The organism is Vibrio sp. YT-18, assembly GCF_033337345.1.
GTDB lineage: Bacteria > Pseudomonadota > Gammaproteobacteria > Enterobacterales > Vibrionaceae > Vibrio > Vibrio alginolyticus.
Genome location: NZ_JAWOQO010000007.1, coordinates 141,895 through 159,090, shown reverse-complemented (window position 1 = coordinate 159,090; position 17,196 = coordinate 141,895). Strand labels below are relative to the sequence as shown.

Annotated in this window: 13 protein-coding genes and 1 pseudogene; 3 read left to right on the top strand and 11 right to left on the bottom strand. The window is 42.2% G+C overall.

Features of this window, described 5'->3' with window-relative positions:
• Position 1: 1 nt before the first annotated feature.
• The 5 genes from R7M72_RS11790 to R7M72_RS11770 all read right to left on the bottom strand — a co-directional run bounded on the left by R7M72_RS11790 (position 2) and on the right by R7M72_RS11770 (position 5,356).
• Positions 2-766: an ABC transporter ATP-binding protein gene (locus tag R7M72_RS11790; protein WP_005377721.1), complete on the bottom strand. Its 765-nt coding sequence runs from the start codon at positions 764-766 to the stop codon at positions 2-4.
• A gap of 324 nt (positions 767-1,090) precedes the next feature.
• On the bottom strand, positions 1,091-1,309 hold the full coding sequence (locus tag R7M72_RS11785) for a hypothetical protein (protein ID WP_005377723.1): 219 nt from the start codon (positions 1,307-1,309) through the stop codon (positions 1,091-1,093).
• An 87-nt stretch (positions 1,310-1,396) separates the two neighbouring features.
• Positions 1,397-2,521 carry an HD-GYP domain-containing protein gene (locus R7M72_RS11780; RefSeq protein WP_054574122.1) on the bottom strand — a complete coding sequence of 375 codons (1,125 nt, stop codon included), beginning with the start codon at positions 2,519-2,521 and terminating at the stop codon, positions 1,397-1,399.
• Positions 2,522-2,795: 274 nt separating this feature from the next.
• Positions 2,796-4,001: an aromatic amino acid transport family protein gene (locus R7M72_RS11775; RefSeq protein WP_033905238.1), complete on the bottom strand. Its 1,206-nt coding sequence runs from the start codon at positions 3,999-4,001 to the stop codon at positions 2,796-2,798.
• A 161-nt stretch (positions 4,002-4,162) separates the two neighbouring features.
• Positions 4,163-5,356, bottom strand: a complete 1,194-nt coding sequence (locus R7M72_RS11770; RefSeq protein ID WP_315957019.1) for an iron-containing alcohol dehydrogenase — start codon at positions 5,354-5,356, stop codon at positions 4,163-4,165.
• Between the two features lie 629 nt (positions 5,357-5,985).
• On the opposite strand from R7M72_RS11770, the gene R7M72_RS11765 reads away from it, so the two are divergent.
• A complete protein-coding gene (locus tag R7M72_RS11765) occupies positions 5,986-7,251 on the top strand; it encodes an HD-GYP domain-containing protein (RefSeq protein WP_318056193.1) in 1,266 nt (421 codons plus the stop codon).
• A gap of 54 nt (positions 7,252-7,305) precedes the next feature.
• Here the strand turns inward: R7M72_RS11765 and R7M72_RS11760 are convergent, their stop codons facing one another.
• Positions 7,306-7,908, bottom strand: coding sequence for a 2OG-Fe(II) oxygenase (locus tag R7M72_RS11760; protein ID WP_262644971.1), 603 nt, complete (start codon positions 7,906-7,908; stop codon positions 7,306-7,308).
• Positions 7,909-8,068: 160 nt separating this feature from the next.
• Positions 8,069-8,839, bottom strand: coding sequence for a TerC family protein (locus R7M72_RS11755; protein ID WP_054579462.1), 771 nt, complete (start codon positions 8,837-8,839; stop codon positions 8,069-8,071).
• 411 nt (positions 8,840-9,250) lie between these two features.
• Between R7M72_RS11755 and R7M72_RS11750 the strand changes: the two genes are divergently transcribed.
• Positions 9,251-10,189: a LysR family transcriptional regulator gene (locus R7M72_RS11750; protein ID WP_005377737.1), complete on the top strand. Its 939-nt coding sequence runs from the start codon at positions 9,251-9,253 to the stop codon at positions 10,187-10,189.
• 19 nt (positions 10,190-10,208) lie between these two features.
• Here the strand turns inward: R7M72_RS11750 and R7M72_RS11745 are convergent, their stop codons facing one another.
• The 4 genes and pseudogenes from R7M72_RS11745 to R7M72_RS11730 all read right to left on the bottom strand — a co-directional run bounded on the left by R7M72_RS11745 (position 10,209) and on the right by R7M72_RS11730 (position 14,906).
• On the bottom strand, positions 10,209-11,090 hold the full coding sequence (locus R7M72_RS11745; protein ID WP_170890610.1) for a YjjW family glycine radical enzyme activase: 882 nt from the start codon (positions 11,088-11,090) through the stop codon (positions 10,209-10,211).
• Between the two features lie 22 nt (positions 11,091-11,112).
• Positions 11,113-12,652, bottom strand: a pseudogene (locus R7M72_RS11740) (YjjI family glycine radical enzyme).
• A gap of 211 nt (positions 12,653-12,863) precedes the next feature.
• Positions 12,864-13,487: a LysE family translocator gene (locus R7M72_RS11735; protein ID WP_213986791.1), complete on the bottom strand. Its 624-nt coding sequence runs from the start codon at positions 13,485-13,487 to the stop codon at positions 12,864-12,866.
• Between the two features lie 201 nt (positions 13,488-13,688).
• Positions 13,689-14,906, bottom strand: coding sequence for an HD-GYP domain-containing protein (locus tag R7M72_RS11730; protein WP_170890609.1), 1,218 nt, complete (start codon positions 14,904-14,906; stop codon positions 13,689-13,691).
• A 487-nt stretch (positions 14,907-15,393) separates the two neighbouring features.
• On the opposite strand from R7M72_RS11730, the gene R7M72_RS11725 reads away from it, so the two are divergent.
• Positions 15,394-17,097: a putative bifunctional diguanylate cyclase/phosphodiesterase gene (locus R7M72_RS11725; RefSeq protein WP_138939414.1), complete on the top strand. Its 1,704-nt coding sequence runs from the start codon at positions 15,394-15,396 to the stop codon at positions 17,095-17,097.
• The last annotated feature ends 99 nt before the right edge of the window (positions 17,098-17,196 follow it).

Below are 17,196 nucleotides of genomic sequence, written 5' to 3'. Positions count from 1 at the left end.
TTTAGCTTGGCATCGCCACCGGATAACCTGCAGGGTGGTCAGAGATCATCATCTCTATCCCATATATGTCCCTCAACTTAGGTTCAGTAAACACCTGTTCAACATTGCCTTGTGCAATCAAATCACCTTGATGTAATGCAACGATGTAGTCGCAAAATCGTGCAGCCAAGTTGATGTCGTGTAATACGATAATAACGCCCAAGCCCAGTTCTTGACTGAGTTTAGAGATAAGCTTCAACATATCGACTTGATGGCTGATATCTAGCGCAGACAAAGGCTCATCAAGAAGCAAATACTCGGTTTTTTGGGCTAACAGCATAGCTAGCCACACACGTTGACGCTCTCCTCCAGATAACGTGTCCACTAAGCGATCTGCGTATTTTAGTGTGCCTGTCATCGCCATTGCTTCTTCAACAATGTCGTGATCTTTCTTACTCAAACGTCCAAGTAAACCATGCCATGGATAACGACCAAAACCGACTAAATCTCGACCTAAAATACTGTCGGTCACTGGAAGATGCTGAGGCAAGTAGGCAATGTGTTGGGCGAACTTTTTCGCTGAGAGATCGTTAATGCTCGTGCCATGCAAAACCACATCCCCTGCAGTATATGGCTGTTGCTGTGCCAGCAACTTTAACAATGTGGATTTTCCTGAGCCATTATGCCCAACAAGAGCGTATGTTTTTCCGGGTTCAAATGTCACATCAAACGCTTTAAGCAATGACTTGCCTTCAATCTCAAACTGGAGTGCTTTAGCTTCCAACATCCCTACTTCACCTAATAGCCATTTACGAATAACAGTTATTCAAAGCTCTCATTCGTTCATCACGTTTGCCGTTCTTATTCAACAGAACGATTAATAAGGGAGGTTTTATATAACAACAAAGATACAAATGCAAACCGTTGTCATTATCATTACATCAACAAGATCATTGAGAGAATTGCTAAGTGTGAGTGATGACTTGCTCGGCTGAACTTCATTAGTAAATTATAGGCAGGTCAACGAGAGCAGCGGTCTCCCACTGCTCTCGCATAAATTTGAACGAATACTGCAGCGTATGAAGAAATGAAAAATACCGCAGTGAATACATTAATGACGAGCGTCAGCGCCAAACTCTACTTCTTTATAGATATCGGCCAGCGACTTTTTACCTTGTTTGTCTTTGGCTGAACGCTTTTTCTTAGTTTGATAATGGTATTCTTGCTCCTGAAGTGCTTGTTCGTGCTCTTTTGCTGACTCAACAAACTCAGGATTTGCAAGTGCTTGTTGGCGTAAGCGGTTTACTCTTTCAAGGGTTTCCCACAACATACTTCACCTCCAAACTCATTACTGTATATAAAAACAGTATTGTTTAAATATTCCTCCTCGTCAACATTTCAACTTTGTTACTGCTCTTCACATTAACCCCAAGCCTGTATAGTGCTCGGGATATTTGTGGATGATTTGCTTTATATAACCTTGATGCTCTCGCAGAGCATCAACACATTCTCGAGATAACCATCCCTGATATACCCATTTTTCAAGTTCTAACAATGCGTATGGGATGGACCACGCTTGTCTGTACGGATGGTGCGTCGTCATAAAATCAAAGGCATTCGCGACAGCCGTAATTTGCGCGGCGATTGGTATATCATCATTGGTTAAACCATAAGGATAACCAGTGCCATTTAAGTTTTCGTACTGATAAGTAACCATCTGCAAAAACAAAGTCACACTCGGGTGAACCGGATTTCCGATACGGGCAACTATGTCATCCGCTGAATCGATACAACGCTCAATATGTTGAATCAATATCGCCTCTTGTTCTTGAGAGTAATTTGTTCGGCGGCTAGCAATTTCAACTGGCAGCTGACTATCACCGAGCGCATGGAACTGAGCAAAAATACCAATATCTTCGACCATTTCGTCATTCAGGTGATAACGATCCGCTAACTGCGTTGCGATAATTTGACTGTAGTACTTCATGCGTTTGGTATGCGCGTAATACTCAGGTGAATAGCCTGGCATCATACATTGCATTCGGTTCGCTAGCGTTTCTATCGCATTGACTACTTGAGTCTCTGATTCAACCGCAAATCGAATCATTTCGAAATAAGGTTTAAGACCATTCAGCGCTTCTAAACTAAACGCATCACGTTGAGTGGAGTTCAAAAATACAAAACCAGTAAAAGCTTTGTTGTCATAACAAGGAATAGCAGCCGACGACTGATATCCGTGTTTGAGTAAAATTTGAACCCGAGGACAGTGATTAATATCATGAAGGTCTTCGACGATACGAGGAACCGCGTTTTTAGAGGCAATATTGAGGTGGTGGAGTTTACGGAATGCTGATTCGTGATGGGCTAAACACCAAGTGTCAAACTCACTTTCTGCAAATGATTTGAGCACATCTTGGTCTGGGTGATATTTTGCAAATGACACCCTATCAATACATGGCAAGTGCGCCTGCATCCTGCCTTTTAGCGTTTGCAGTTGCTCGTTAAGCGGTTTTGCAAACGGGTAAAAACTCCGGTGCGCCATGCTTCACCTCCACACCAAAGCAGAGAAACAAGAAAAGCTCATTGTGTTGCAAATTCAATGGTATTTTGAGCGGTTTTCTCCACTTAAATTATCGATATACCACAACTTAAGTGTACGAAATAAAAGCACATTTCTACCAATTTTTTCACCGGATATCTTACGGTAATTTGATCCAGATTAAAAAAGCCAACGAGCGAAACTCGTTGGCCTAACAATACTGATTGATTACGATGGATTCAGTAACTAGAAGTTATTCAAAGAACGTTCTAAACAACTAGCCTAGAGCAGGAAGCACACCCAGCGTAATTAACACCTGAGCGAATACGATGCCAGTGCCAGCGATGCCCGTTATCACTAACGCACCTTGACCACCTGCGACGCGGTACTCCCCAGTAAAATCATCCGATTTACGAACCTTGATCACCATAACCAAAGGCAAAAAGATGGCTAAAATCGCTAAGGCAATCGCTGCATAGCCCAAAGCCATAATAAAGCCTTGAGGATAGAAAAGTGCGAAGCCTAGCGGTGGAGTAAACGTCACTAGTGCCGCAATCAAACGATTAGGCTTATCGTTACTTCCTTTGATGGTATCACCCAAAAATTCGAATAGACCCAAACTCACGCCAAGGAACGATGTCAACAATGCCAAGTCAGCAAACACACCAACAATGCTACCCAAATTTGATTGGTGTACTGTCTGAGATAGTTGACCAATCAGTGCGCTCAACCCTCCGTTCTCAACAAGCGTACTTTGGCTAACCACACCCAACGTCACGATTTGCCAAAAGATATAAATAACGAGTGGAATCGTCGAACCAATAATAACGGCTTTGCGTAAAGAAGAAGTGTCACCGTCTAAGTAATTCACAATTGCAGGTATACTTCCGTGGAAACCAAACGAAGTAAAGATCACCGGAATCGCCGCTACAACAAGGCCTTGTTCGATTGGCATACTTAACAAGTAAGATTCCGTAACGTTTGGAGCAAGAAAAGAAAGCACCGCAACCATCGCAATGAGCTTCATCGCGAACAGGACTCGGTTTACTTTATCGACCGTACCGGTACCCACTGTCACAACTAAAGTCACAATCAAGGTAAAGATTATCGTTGATGTAGGCCCTGAAATATCGAGGTCAAACCATTGTGCAAGGCGGTCTCCGAACTGAGCACCACCGCCAGCGATATACGCTGCACATAATGAGTAGAAAAGAAACAACATCGCAAAACTTGCCACCCACTTGCCTTTTTGACCTAGGATCTGTTTCGCCAAAGTATGAAGTGTAGCACTACTCTCCGCATGTTGATGAAGCTCAAGCATAAGCAAGGCAGTGAAAGCCATCAGAGCCCATAAGCCTAGCATGATGATAATAGAAGTTGAAAAACCAATGCCGGCAGAGGCAAGTGGAAGCGCTAGCATACCAGCGCCTATTGTAGTGCCCGCAATAATTAGCGTACTACCGAATACTTTAGAACGACTCATTGTATATTAATCTTTACACTTTATTAGAAATTATCAGTATTAGATCGGGCAACGGCGGACCGAAACCAACACCATATTTGTATTGCCGTCGATATTGTAGGATCTTTAGCAGAAGATCAAGCAAAGTGTAAGGATAAAAAACCACACATGTAAACTATAATTTACACCTTACTGATATTTAACAATAACTGTGTGCATTCTTCCCTGTTCATGAACTTGGGAACAGGGTAATTCCAGTGCGCCTCTTTCAGAATTAAATCAACAAGCGCATCAGCATCTTCACGTTGAATGAGCGCACTGGTTTGCTCAATATCAATAGTTGAAAACAAGGACTCCAGATTCGCCAAAAAATGCTGAGCACTTGCGTTACCTAACTGCCCCTCGGCCGTCAACTCATCGAGCTTTCTTAGTTGAGGCTCAATCTCTGATAATGAAAAGCGCAGCACAGGCAACAAGGCTAATCCGTTTGCCATACCATGAGGTATTCCATATCTCGCACCGAATGTGTGAGCAAAGGCATGAACATAACCCAAACTCGCTTTGGTAAATGCTAAACCCGCGTAATAGGATGCCATAGCCATTTTATGACGAGCTTCGACATCATCCCCTTGCATCACAGCCCTAGGAAGATATTTAAAAATGAGTTTAATAGCGGCAACCGAATAAGCCATCGTTTCTTGAGTAGCGTTTTTCGATACATAGGCCTCAATAGCGTGGGTTAATGCATCAACGCCAGTATCAGCCGTGATCTTAGGAGGTAAACCAATCATTAAATTCGCATCTAAAGCTGCCATTAGTGGCACCAACTTTGGATCCATTAAAGGGGTTTTAATGTGTGAGGAGGGATCTGACACGACCGCAGCTATAGTAACTTCACTTCCGGTTCCAGCCGTTGTTGGAATAGCAAAAAGCGGCGCTGGCATTCGCCATACCTTCAATAGTCCAGCTAATTTTTTGATTGGCCGTTTATTGGTAACTTTCGCAGCGATGACTTTTGCACAATCCATTGCAGAGCCGCCACCCAAAGCTAATATGCCCTCACAATGAAAACGATGATAAGCCTCTAGACCGCTCTCAACCTGATCATAGGTAGGATCGGGCTTAACTTGCGAGAAAACATCTAACTGTAAATCGAGTTGTGCTGCTGCCTCAAGCACCTTATCTACAATACCGACTTGGACTAACCCTTCGTCGGTAACTAACAAAACGCGTTTAAATCCCAGCTCGGTCATCGATTCTAATAGCTCATTGATCGAACCAGGGCCGGAAAACAAGGTTGGTCTCGGCATAGGAAGGATATGGGCTGCAATTTTTAACCCAGCGGTGTAACTCCGGTATAAACGATGCTTCAACATACGAAATCCTTTTCATTTAGAGCTATCATTCTAGCTACTTTTACTACCTATGCTTACTTTGCAATCACACATTTTCAATAAACTTATCTCACTAAAAGGGCTAGCATCGCTGGGAAACCGTACCATTTTATTATCTTTCCTCAACGACATGAGCTACAGAGAAAATGTTTTCAACGACGCTCTATTGTCATGTAGTTAGCAAGCTGCTTTCCCTATTACTCTGTTAGTTACAGAGCAAGCCTCGAAGAAGTCTTCTTATTTTTTGCCTTCAAAAGCAACAATATGAATTCTGTTAATCAGACATCAATACCGTGTGTCTCTGGTTGAGCCCGAACACGATCTACAAAAATAAAAATAAGAATGCGTTACATCATGATTTATTGTCGTTTTCAAATAAGTCAACAAGAGCAACAATAATCTTTCAAAACTTATACTTAGTTCAAATATCTGACTCTTAACCATGAGCTTCAGGTGATATTATTATGCAACTAGGATTATTATCCCGCCCATAATCAAAACTATGTCTAAACGCCCACCTTTTTGGGGTCTATTCGCTGTCGTACCCAATTTTTCCTATCACCTTCTGATTTGGGTTTAGCGTGGGCTAATTAGCAATGTCGGTATAAACCATGAATCATTCTTGCCATTCCCATACGGACATGGGCTTTGAAGTCGATCTGAAACAAGCACTTATCTGGGTTGCTCGAGCACTCGACTATGTAGGTGTTGATGATACGCACCATAGCCACCGTGTCGCTTACATCGCTTACCAATGTGCTCGGGTCATGAACTGGGAACCAGAAAAAGCGGAGTTTTGCTACTTCGCAGGGATGATCCACGATTGTGGGGTCTCCGAAACACAAGAACATAAAATGTTACTTGAGGAGTTGGTGCCACAAGATGTAAAAACACATTGCTTAAGAGGATACCGAAGCCTCAAGCAGTGTCGTTTGTTGCGTCAGTTTGCGACACCTGTTCTTTACCACCATACACATTGGAGTGAACTAAAATATCTTGATTTACCGCCTTTTGAAAAAGAGGTCGCTGCCCTACTCTATTTTGCCGATCGTCTCGATTTTATGCGTTCCAAATACGTCATGAACTGCCACTGTGACATTGTCACACTTCATGAAGAACTAATTGCAGAATGCATCATGGCAAACGCTGGAACTTTGTTTAATCCAGACATGGCTAAGGCAATGGTTAAGCTCGTTATGACCGACGCATTTTGGTTCGCGATGGAGTCTGAAAATATAGAAACCATCGGATTAAACTTTAAAAGCATTGATTGGCTTCAAAAACAGCTCACCATCCAAGATATGAATAGTTTGGGCATGTTTATCGCTCGAATTGTTGACGCAAAAAGCCCATTTACTTATCAACATTCGCAAAAAGTGGCGGAGTTATCTCGGTATCTAGCCATCAAGCTTGGGCTCTGTGAGCACGACCAAGAGATGTTATTTATTGCTGGGTTGGTGCATGATATCGGAAAGTTAAAAACACCAGATGAGATTCTTCATAAAGAAGGCTCTCTTAATAAACAAGAGTATACGCGTATTAAACGCCATACAATTGATACTCAGCTCGCATTACACAAAGTGTTTCCCAACACTAAAATAGCGGAGTGGGCCTCTAATCATCACGAGCGTTTGGACGGTTCTGGCTATCCTTATCATAAAACAGGAGACGAACTCGATGTACCATCGCGTATTGTCGCGGTTGCCGATGTTTTTCAAGCTCTGTCTCAGGACCGTCCCTACCGTGGACGAATGGCTCAAGCACAAATCGCCGCGATTATGGGCGAGCAAGTCGCTAAACAAGAACTTTGTTCTGACGTCTATGCAGTGCTAGAGCGAAACATGACCGAGTGTTACGAGCTATCAACTAATGTTTAATCGATAAAGGGCGTATCTACGCCCTTTGCTGATTTTGTGCAGGTTGCAAACCAATCATTTTGCAATATCAAGTACATTGTCTCGCACACCATTGATTCTGAACCAACCTGCAATGCTGAACCGCTCTGCGGTGGTCGGTAAAACCTCATGCGGGAATTGCTCAGATAAGAATAAAAGTAAGCGTCCTGATTGAGGAGGGATGGTTGCTATCTTATTATCATTTAGATCGTAAACCACCAATTCACCTGCATCCTTTTCCGTCCAAGATTCGTTCATGTAAAAAACGGTTGTCAATCGACGGTTTTCATTGCCCTTAAAACAATCTAGATGCTTTTGGTAGAAATCCCCTTCCTCGTACTTGGCAAAGTGAGCTTCATACTCAAAAAGTCCCAGAAACAAGTGACGGTTCACTTCTTGGCGTATTTCTTCCATCTTATCTAAGTAAGAAGTAACCGCGTGCCCCATATTGGGCGATAACCATTGAATTTTGTCACTTCGAATTGACTCAATACGAGTCACATCGTCATTACGACCAATACGCGCTTTTTTCCAGTTACTTGGAATGCAGTCTCGCAATTGATCCACTTCTTGTTCAGAAAGAAAATCATCCCAGATGTAGTAACCATGGGTTGCTAACGCATCGATCATTTTATTCATTATTGTCGTTCACTCATATTAGTTGGGCGGTCTATATAAAAAATCTTCAACCCCACAACAAATGCGATTTTTTGTCGAAACGACAACAAAATAAAAAGAGAGTAAAAATAGGTGATGACGAATATAAAAATGCCGCTCATATGAGCGGCAATATCTTTTATTATTGACGAGCTTCTAATCTGGTTGGATGAACTCGCAACGGACTAAGACGTTTAATAGTCGGGCGTTGTTTGTTTTTTAACTGGATATGACAAAGTTCCAGAATTAAGCCGAATGCCATCGCAAAGTACACATAACCTTTGTTGATATGAATTTCGAAGCCTTCTGCCATCAATAAACCACCTAACAAAACAAGGAATAACAAAGCAAGTGTCTTAAAACCAGGGTAACACGACACCAGGTTATTGATTTTTTCGGCTGTCATGACCATCACGATAGCTGACGAAACAATCGCTGCGACCATAAGTGGGACATCACTTGTCAAACCAACGGCGGTTATCACCGAGTCCATCGAGAATACAGCATCCACGGCAACAATCTGCAACAGAACTACCGCTAAACCAGTGCGGGCGTGAGTTGAGTGAGCCGACTCGTTGTGATTTAACCAACTCCACAACTCTTTCAGGCTTTTAGCCAAGAGGAATACACCACCCGCAATCATGATGACGTCTCTTCCGGTAAACGCTTGGTTCGCCAAAGAAAATAGCGGTTGAGTCAGTTGCATGATCCAAGAGATTGAAAACACTAAACCAATACGAGCAATAACAGCAAGACCAATACCAAGGTTTCTTGCCAGCTTACGTTGGTGCAGCGGCAGTCTTTCACATAAGACAGAGATAAAAACGACGTTATCAACGCCTAAGACAACTTCAAGCGCAAACAAAGTGGCGAAAATAGCCAAAGCTTCTGGTTGCATAAAAAGTTCTAGCATGAGCATGTCTCCAATAATAAGAAGACATATGGTGAAGGGTTTTGTCGACTAAAGGGGTCGTCCATTAATTATTTATACCTTTGTTACTGAGGGATCATGAGTAAATCACCAAACAATCAACAAAACAATATCTATTTTAATTAACAAGGAACAAGTTTAATTCGTGTACAAATCAATCAACTCCTCCAAATTGATTAAAATTACATAGAAGCTTTAGAATTGAATAAATGAAAGCATTAAAGTCCAACAAAACTAAGATAAATTTCTAGACTTATAAGCACCATCAATCCTTATGCAACCCATTAAATGCATTGAGCTCAAAGAGAAACAGGCGTGTTTCCGAGATAAACAATAGTAAAAATTTGTTTCATGCTGATATACTGCCAAAAATCATAAGAAACCATGCTATTTATGGACTACATTGCTCTTTCGCGTATAAGCCTTAAACATCTAACTGTTTTACATATGTTGTTAACCACTCACAGCGTCACACTTGCGGCAGAACGCTTGTGTGTAACACCATCGAGCGTCAGTAAAACGCTCGGACAGTTGCGCGAAACGCTAAAGGATGACCTTTTTTACCGTGATGGCACTCGCTTAGTGCCGACAGCATTTGCGCTGCATATAGGCCCATCAATCCATGGCATACTCTCCAGTATGAATGGGTTATTACATCAAGGCTCTTTTAATCCGGCTTACTATCAAGGTAGTTTTTCATTAGCAATGCGTGAAAGTTCGTTTGAGCTCTTTGCGCCAGTTCTACAGCATCTGTCCCAACAACTGAGCAATCACGCGCACTTGAATGTCCATGCGAAAGAGGAAATGAGCTTCGATGCATTAGCAAGAGGTCAAGTGGATTTTTTGTTGCTTCCTCACGATCTCAGCCAACCACCCACACAAAATAAAGACTTGGTCTGGAAAACCATTTTGAAAGACGAAATGGTTTGCTTAATGAGAGCATCGAACCCACTCGCTGAGCAACCCCTATCTGTTGAAAGTTACCTTTGTGCAAGACACATCGGTATTCATGATAAAGATCTGTCACAACCTTATTTTGAGCAAAATCTCACCCAAAGGCATTCAAAGCGAAACTTGGCCATGCGTGTAGCCGACTTTGGTTCAGCTGCGGTGATGTGTCAGCACTCGGATTACTTGTTCACATGCTCCAAGCTTTGGGCAAGAGCGGCAATGCAAGCAAAAGGTTTGGTTGAGCAAGCTCTTCCATTCGATTACGGGCAAGTAGCCTACAGCCTCGTTTGGAACAAAGCGAGCTTAAACGATCCCGCTTTAAAATGGTTACAGCAACAATTACTCGACGCTTGCGCCATGTTAGATGCCTGTGATGCGTAAGCATAGATAAACAACGGTACTACGTGAGTACTGTCGGCACTGTGATAGGGTTACTCACGTAGCATCGAAGCTCTGATTTTAAGCGTTCGATATCATGATGAGAGCACATATCCCAAGTTAACGCCTCCCCCACTACTCCTTGATGCTGAAAGGCATTTAAACGGATAAGCACCGATTCAGGAAGAGTACTCAAGTAACGTCCAATTGCTACGATTTCTATATCTAAATCACTTTTTCGGGGAATATGCAGTAAGCGGACCTCGTACAATTTTTCGTGCTCAACAAGGTACTGAAGGGTTTTAAATACACGATGATTATCACGCCCAGTTAGCCACTGATGCGTCTCCGTCTGCCACGCTTTCAAATCGATCATTGCGCCATCCAGAAAAGGTAGAATACGCTGCCAACCAGCAACCGCTAAAGAACCGTTACTGTCGATGAAACAAGAGAGGTGCCGTAATTCAGGATCTTGTTTTATCCCTTTAAACAGCTCAATAATGAAAGGAAGTTGTAAGGTAGATTCCCCACCGGATACAGTAACACCACTGATGAAAAAGCGATGTTTGCGTATCAAATCGAGCATTGTTACTACAGAGTAGTCAGTAATTTTTGGATTAGATTGGTTCTGACATATCTCTATACAATGATCGCAGTGGGTGCACTCCTCTTTAAGCCAAACAACGTTGTTGTTTTCGTCGAACTTCAATGCGCCTGCTGAACATTCACTCACACACTCACCACAATGATTACAATGGTTTATCGTGTGAGGATTGTGGCAGTTCAAACACTGATAGTTACAACCCTGTAGAAAGATGACTAGACGATTTCCTGGCCCATCAACACAAGAGAAAGGAAGGATACGAGTGACTTTTGCCAAAAGGCTTCCACTTCGTCTAGACATCTTGTTCTTTCCTAAACCGAACTTATGCCTGCGTGTAAGTCGGTGTTACTTCATGACTCACCACACGTGGCGAGCGTTCTAAAATTTTGGTATTTTTTGCTGCTTCTGCACCTAGAAACGTCGTGTTGGTTCTCGAACCTTCTTTATCATATTTCGCGACATCTGAAAGTTTGATCATGTAGCCTGTCACGCGAATTAAGTCATTTGAAGTGACATTCGCGGTAAACTCACGATAACCAGCATTTAGTGCCCCTTTACATAAATTGAACATCGCTTCTGGATTAGATTTCACCGTTTCATCAATCGTCAAAATATCGCTGATACCCGCACGATAATACTGATGATGCTTCGCCGTTGCTTGTACATAAGTGACAGGGTCTGGCTCTGCACCATAAGGCAGACGTACACCTGGCGTAACATCATGATCTAAGCTAATGCCGCCTTGTGCATGTAAGAGCGCTTTGCCATCTAAACCATATTTCACCGGGGTTGAGTCCACCAGTTTAGCCAGTGTTGCTGAAACATCATGAGCAAAAGTATTTGCTCGATCATTTTTTCCGTATCGCCCTATTTGCCTTTCTTTTTCAAATAGAAGGTTTACCGCTTCGGCCATGCCGTAAACGCCATACATTGGCGCGAAATAGGACTCTTTTATCAACCCTTCTTGCGTCAAAAAGCCTTGAAAGAAGTTCGATTTTTCATGCAAGTGCGTGCTTCTTGCGTTTATGAGCTCGACCATTAATCGATGGTAAGAAGGCAACGCACTGTTTAAGAAGTCGGTCTGATGCTCGTTTTGCAACTTCTTTTAAATTCATTCGCACCAATGTGTTCGAGCCACCTGCTAATGGAAGCGAGTTGTAGCAACTTACAATACCAAAGCGTGAGCCGTTGTAGGCTTTCGCGTGCATTGGGTAATTGGCGATATGCGGTTTACTGCATTCACAAATGTTCTGTGTCGCTTGACGAAGTAAATCATCAGGTGTAACTGTCTCGTCGTACATAAAGGTGAGATTCGGTGCGATCTGCTTGAGCTCCGCATCTACTTTTAAAACAGTGCGACAAATAATGTTGTCTGTCGGTCCGACATTCACATGCATAAACGCATCTGGCAATGTGCGATCCAGCATGATCCAAAAATGTTTTAACTTTTTGTAAATCTGGCTCTCTGTTAGGTCGCCTATGTAAGGCAACAAGACATCATCTAACTGGCCTAAGTAAACCGGAATGTTCGTTACCGAAGGAACATGATGGTAAATGATGGTCAGCATGTTCAACGCATCATCGAAATCATCAGCCGGAGACAACTCTAAATAGTCTGAGCCTTGCGATAGAAATTTAGCGTAATCAGGCAACACGTAGCGAGGTTTAAACGGTGCATGACCTTCAAACATATCGCAGATGATGCCTTCATCCATTGCTTGTCTCAGTGATGAAGATACGGTCATGTAAGGAATGCACGCTTCCGCCTCTAAAGCTAAAAAACTCGACTTCTGTTTTGGAGAAAGACGGACGTCGGTCGCGATATCTAGAAAACGTTGTTGTAGTTTAGAAAGGCTTGTCATCTAAGATATTCCTACAAAGTAACCACAAGCCCACAAGACAAAATACGAGCTCTACCCCTAAAGAGTAACGTGATTTTACTCCTGCTTGGCTGTTGCCACTAATGAAAATAAACAAAACGCCTATTTCCATTCTGGAAATAAGACAAAGCTAAATTAGCGCATTCCAACTTACTATATGGGAAACCTAACTGCGTACCGAAGTCTGTCTTATTTATCGGTTTGCCGTCGACAACATCACGCCTGCACCAATAAATACTCCACCAGTCAAACGATTAAACAACTTCGCTCTTCCAGCGACAAACAACCAATCGGAGGCTTTTACCCCTAACAATGCATAAAATGTTAGCCAGCTAAGCTCAAAAACCACAAATGTAGACGCGAAAATCGCGTATTGAGCCAGTAGCGGTGCGGAAGGTTCAATGAATTGAGGAAACAAAGCGGTGAAAAAGACTATCGCTTTGGGGTTACTAGCGCCAACAATGAAACCACTACTAAACGCGCTGAACGCTGTCGCGGAACTTTGAGTCGTTGCCGTTTTATTAAAATCTGTCTGAGATGAGCGCAACGCTTGAATACCTAACCAGATTAAATAAGCGGCACCACACCATTTGATAATATTAAAAACTAACTCAGATGAAGCAATGACAACTCCCAGCCCGGTAAATGAGAGCGTAAGGATGATCGTAATCGCAGACAAACTGCCAAGCGCAGTCATGAAAGCAATACGAAACCCACTACTCACTCCTTTACTCAAACACAACAGTGAGCTTGGTCCTGGTGAAGCTGTGAGCACGAGAATGGCAAGAGTGTAAAAAATCCATGTATCTATTTGCATTGGCATCCCTTCCAGCAAAATGAGGTTTATAGCCCATTGTGTAGAACTATTTTATCGCCCGGTTTCTATCCATGAAGCCGGGGTGTTTAATAACCATCTTGCATCTAAATAACTTAGAAAAAATTAATAGATAGTTATGCAAATAAAATACGATCTACATGCAAGGATGTAAAGCCTGTTGTATAAGCTTATCTATTTCTCTTAATCATAAAAAGGCTTAGGATCGATCTCTAACGATGAAGGCGCGATCGCTCTTTCAATTTTGTACGCACTCGTTTTTAAATCCACCATCGTGACATCAATATATCGTTTATACTTGCGGGAGTAGAAACATTTCACTTCTGGCTTTAATGCTTGAGATTCATTTGAAGACCAAACAATACCAACACGCCCATCGTTCAACTCGACAATGGAGCCTACGGGATACATCCCAATGCAATTAATGAATTTGTAAACTAAGTCGGCGTCTAAATGAAATGGCGTTAGACTCAACAAGATTTTAAACGCTTCGGCAGAACTCATGCCTTTTTTGTAACAGCGATCAGCCGTTAGCGCATCGTAGATATCTACAATACAGCTCATACGGCCGTGAATTGGAATCTCATCCCCCTTCAAGCCTCTAGGATAACCATTGCCATCTAACTTCTCGTGGTGCATCAAACAAACATCACGGCTTACTTCACTAAGCCCTTTTACGTGAAGGATAATCTCACCTGCGAACACTTGATGTAGCTTCATATGTTCAAATTCTTCAGGCGTTAGCTTCGCTGGCTTGTGCAAGATCTTATCATCGACTTTAATTTTACCTACATCATGAATAATGCCACCTACAGCAAGCTGTTTTAGCGTTGGCTTATCCAAGCCCAAGTACTTACCGAATGACACTAAAAGACAAGCGACATTGACGGAGTGTTCCAATAAGTAAGAGTCTTTTTTTCGGAGTGCAGAGACACACTGCAACGCATCTGAGTCAATCAAAACACTTTCAATGACATCGTCAGCCCAAGCTTCTACTTCATCAACTTCAATGATTTTTCCTTCAAAAGTTTGATTCAATAGTTTCTGCGCCAAATCTTTTGCTTCAGCGATCAGCTTTTTGGCTCGCTTGTGTTGGATGTCTCTCGAACGATAAGCTCGTTGACCCCTCTTAAAATCGGAGTGTTTCTGCTCTCTCGTCTCTTTAGTGGCATCAGTTGATTCATCTACAGGCTTGAAGACACACTGCTGCGAAGATAATGTTTGATCTACCCAAACATACTTTACGCCACTTGTAGCAAGCTTCTTAATGCCTTCAGGGCTAGATATCCGCCCTGCATTGGCTAAATTGACGCGCTTGTTGTGCTCTATCGCGGTAACAAACATACCAACGCCGATATCAGCGAGCGCAATTTTGATTGAATTTTTCGGATCGTACTGCATATAAAGAAGGCTTACTCGATATTAACGTCCGCATTATAAGAGATTTGATTACTTGGCGTGATAATAAATTTGAATTGATTACAATTAATGAGCATCCTGTCAATTAATAATCGGTCGCGCTCATTAAGTCCTTTTTGTTATTATGGTTTTATCCAAGATAGCATATATACAAATGACGTTAAAAAACCGCACATTGATACCGACACAACTGAAAATAACTTTAGGATAATTATTCATAAATATTTATAGATTGCGGACGGCATCAATAACTGTATTTTATAAATGATTTTTACTGTTGACTATTTTTTATAAATGTCGATGATTAGCCGCCTAATCTTAGTATGTTATTAACCTAGTAGCGCATAAAATGATAGCCAAACAATTTGAACTGACACTTTTGTGATTGTAATGTACGCCAGCAGATCAACTCTATGTTATCAACCCCAACACTCATCTCTGATGCTAAAAGGCTCGAGGAGGAAATATCTTGACCACCCTATTTGACCAACAAGTCTCAGATAGTGACCGAGAGTTCCTAAAAATCGTCGAAGAACGATTCATTCATATCTTCGATGTATTTAACGAAGGCCTCTTTTACATGGATGAGTTTGGCACCATGGTATTTTATAACAAGGGCTTTTATGAGCAGCTTGGTATCAACGCTGGTCGAATCAGCTTAGAGCAATGGTTAGACCTTGTTCACCCTCTCGATCGAGAAAGACTCTCCACTCGGGTCGATGCTCACATCATTACCAACAACACGAGGGTCACAACGACCTACCGCGTGCGTAAACCCAATGGACAGTACGTCTGGATTGAAGGCGTAGCCATGACCAAAGAAACAGAACATGGTCATTATATGGTTGGTAGCCACCGTGATATTTCTGAACGCAAGCTGATGGAAAGCTACATTCATCAAGTCGCATTTCATGACAATGCGTCAGGTATGGCTAATCGCGCCCATCTCTTGCTGGATATTGAAGATAGTGTTCGAGCCACCGATTCTTGTGCATCTATCTGTTACATTCAGATAGAAGAGATTAAATCTTACTTAAATCAATATGGCAGCGAGTTGGTCGATGGGTTAGTGGAAAAATTGCTACAAACTCTCAGTCACCTACCTTCTCCAAATAGTTCTGTATATCGCGTACATGATGATGACTTTGCGATTTTGATTCACGATGAATGCTCGGTAGAAACGCTGCAAAGTTATGCCGAAAGTTTAAAGGAAACCTACCACGAGGCAGTGATTGAAGAGGGCCAATACTTAGGAAGTAACATTAGTATTGGTTTGTATCCTTGCATAGATCCAAGTCACTCAGCAGAGGAAATATTACGTAAAGCAGCACGAACTTGTCAGTACGCAAGCGAGCAGAATAAAGACCGTGTTGCGGTTTACAGTGAGAAAACTCAGCATGCCGTAGACCGTTATTTCTTTATTGAGCAAGGTCTAAAAAGTGCACTAGAAAAACAGACATTAAGCGTTAAGTTTCAGCCAATTATTGACGCCAAAAGCTCAAAAGTGGTGAGCTTCGAATCTCTGGTTCGCTGGCGTAGCAAAGAGTTTGGCGAAATTTATCCAGACGAATTCATCCCCGTCGCAGAGAACAAAGGTTTGATTGTCGAACTCGGATATCAAGTCTTTGCCAAAGCGTGTGAATTTATCAAAAACTACCGTGAGCGTTACCAAAACCAAGTTCGTGTCAACGTGAATGTTTCTGTACTTCAGTTAATGAATAGTGAATTCCCTGCGCGAATTAAAGCCATGGCGGATGAGGTTGGTGTCGATCCTGAGTCTATTGTGTTGGAACTAACAGAAACGTTTATTTTGGATAATAATCAGACAGCCATTGCCCCTCTGAATACCCTCAGGGAACTAGGATTTGCACTCTCTCTGGATGACTTTGGATCCGGTTACAGTTCATTAAATAGCTTCTTCGACCTCCCGATGACACAAATCAAAATTGATAGGTCGATGGCGTGGAAAACACTAACCAACCGCTCTTCACAAGAATATCTGAAGTTTCTTATCACTATGTGCCAGGAAAATAATATTGAAGTAGTGATTGAGGGAATTGAAGACGCCAAAATGTGTGAGTTTTTTACCGAAATGGGCGTCGATTATCTGCAAGGTTATTGGTTCTCTAAGCCACTTTCTGTTGCCAGTGCAAGCCGCTATTCGTTGAGTTAAGCATACTAGAGCAATATTCCGCACGGCCACGTTAAACATGCTGAACTATTCACTATAGATTTCAGACACTAACTGGCCGTGACGAAAACAAAGCTTAAT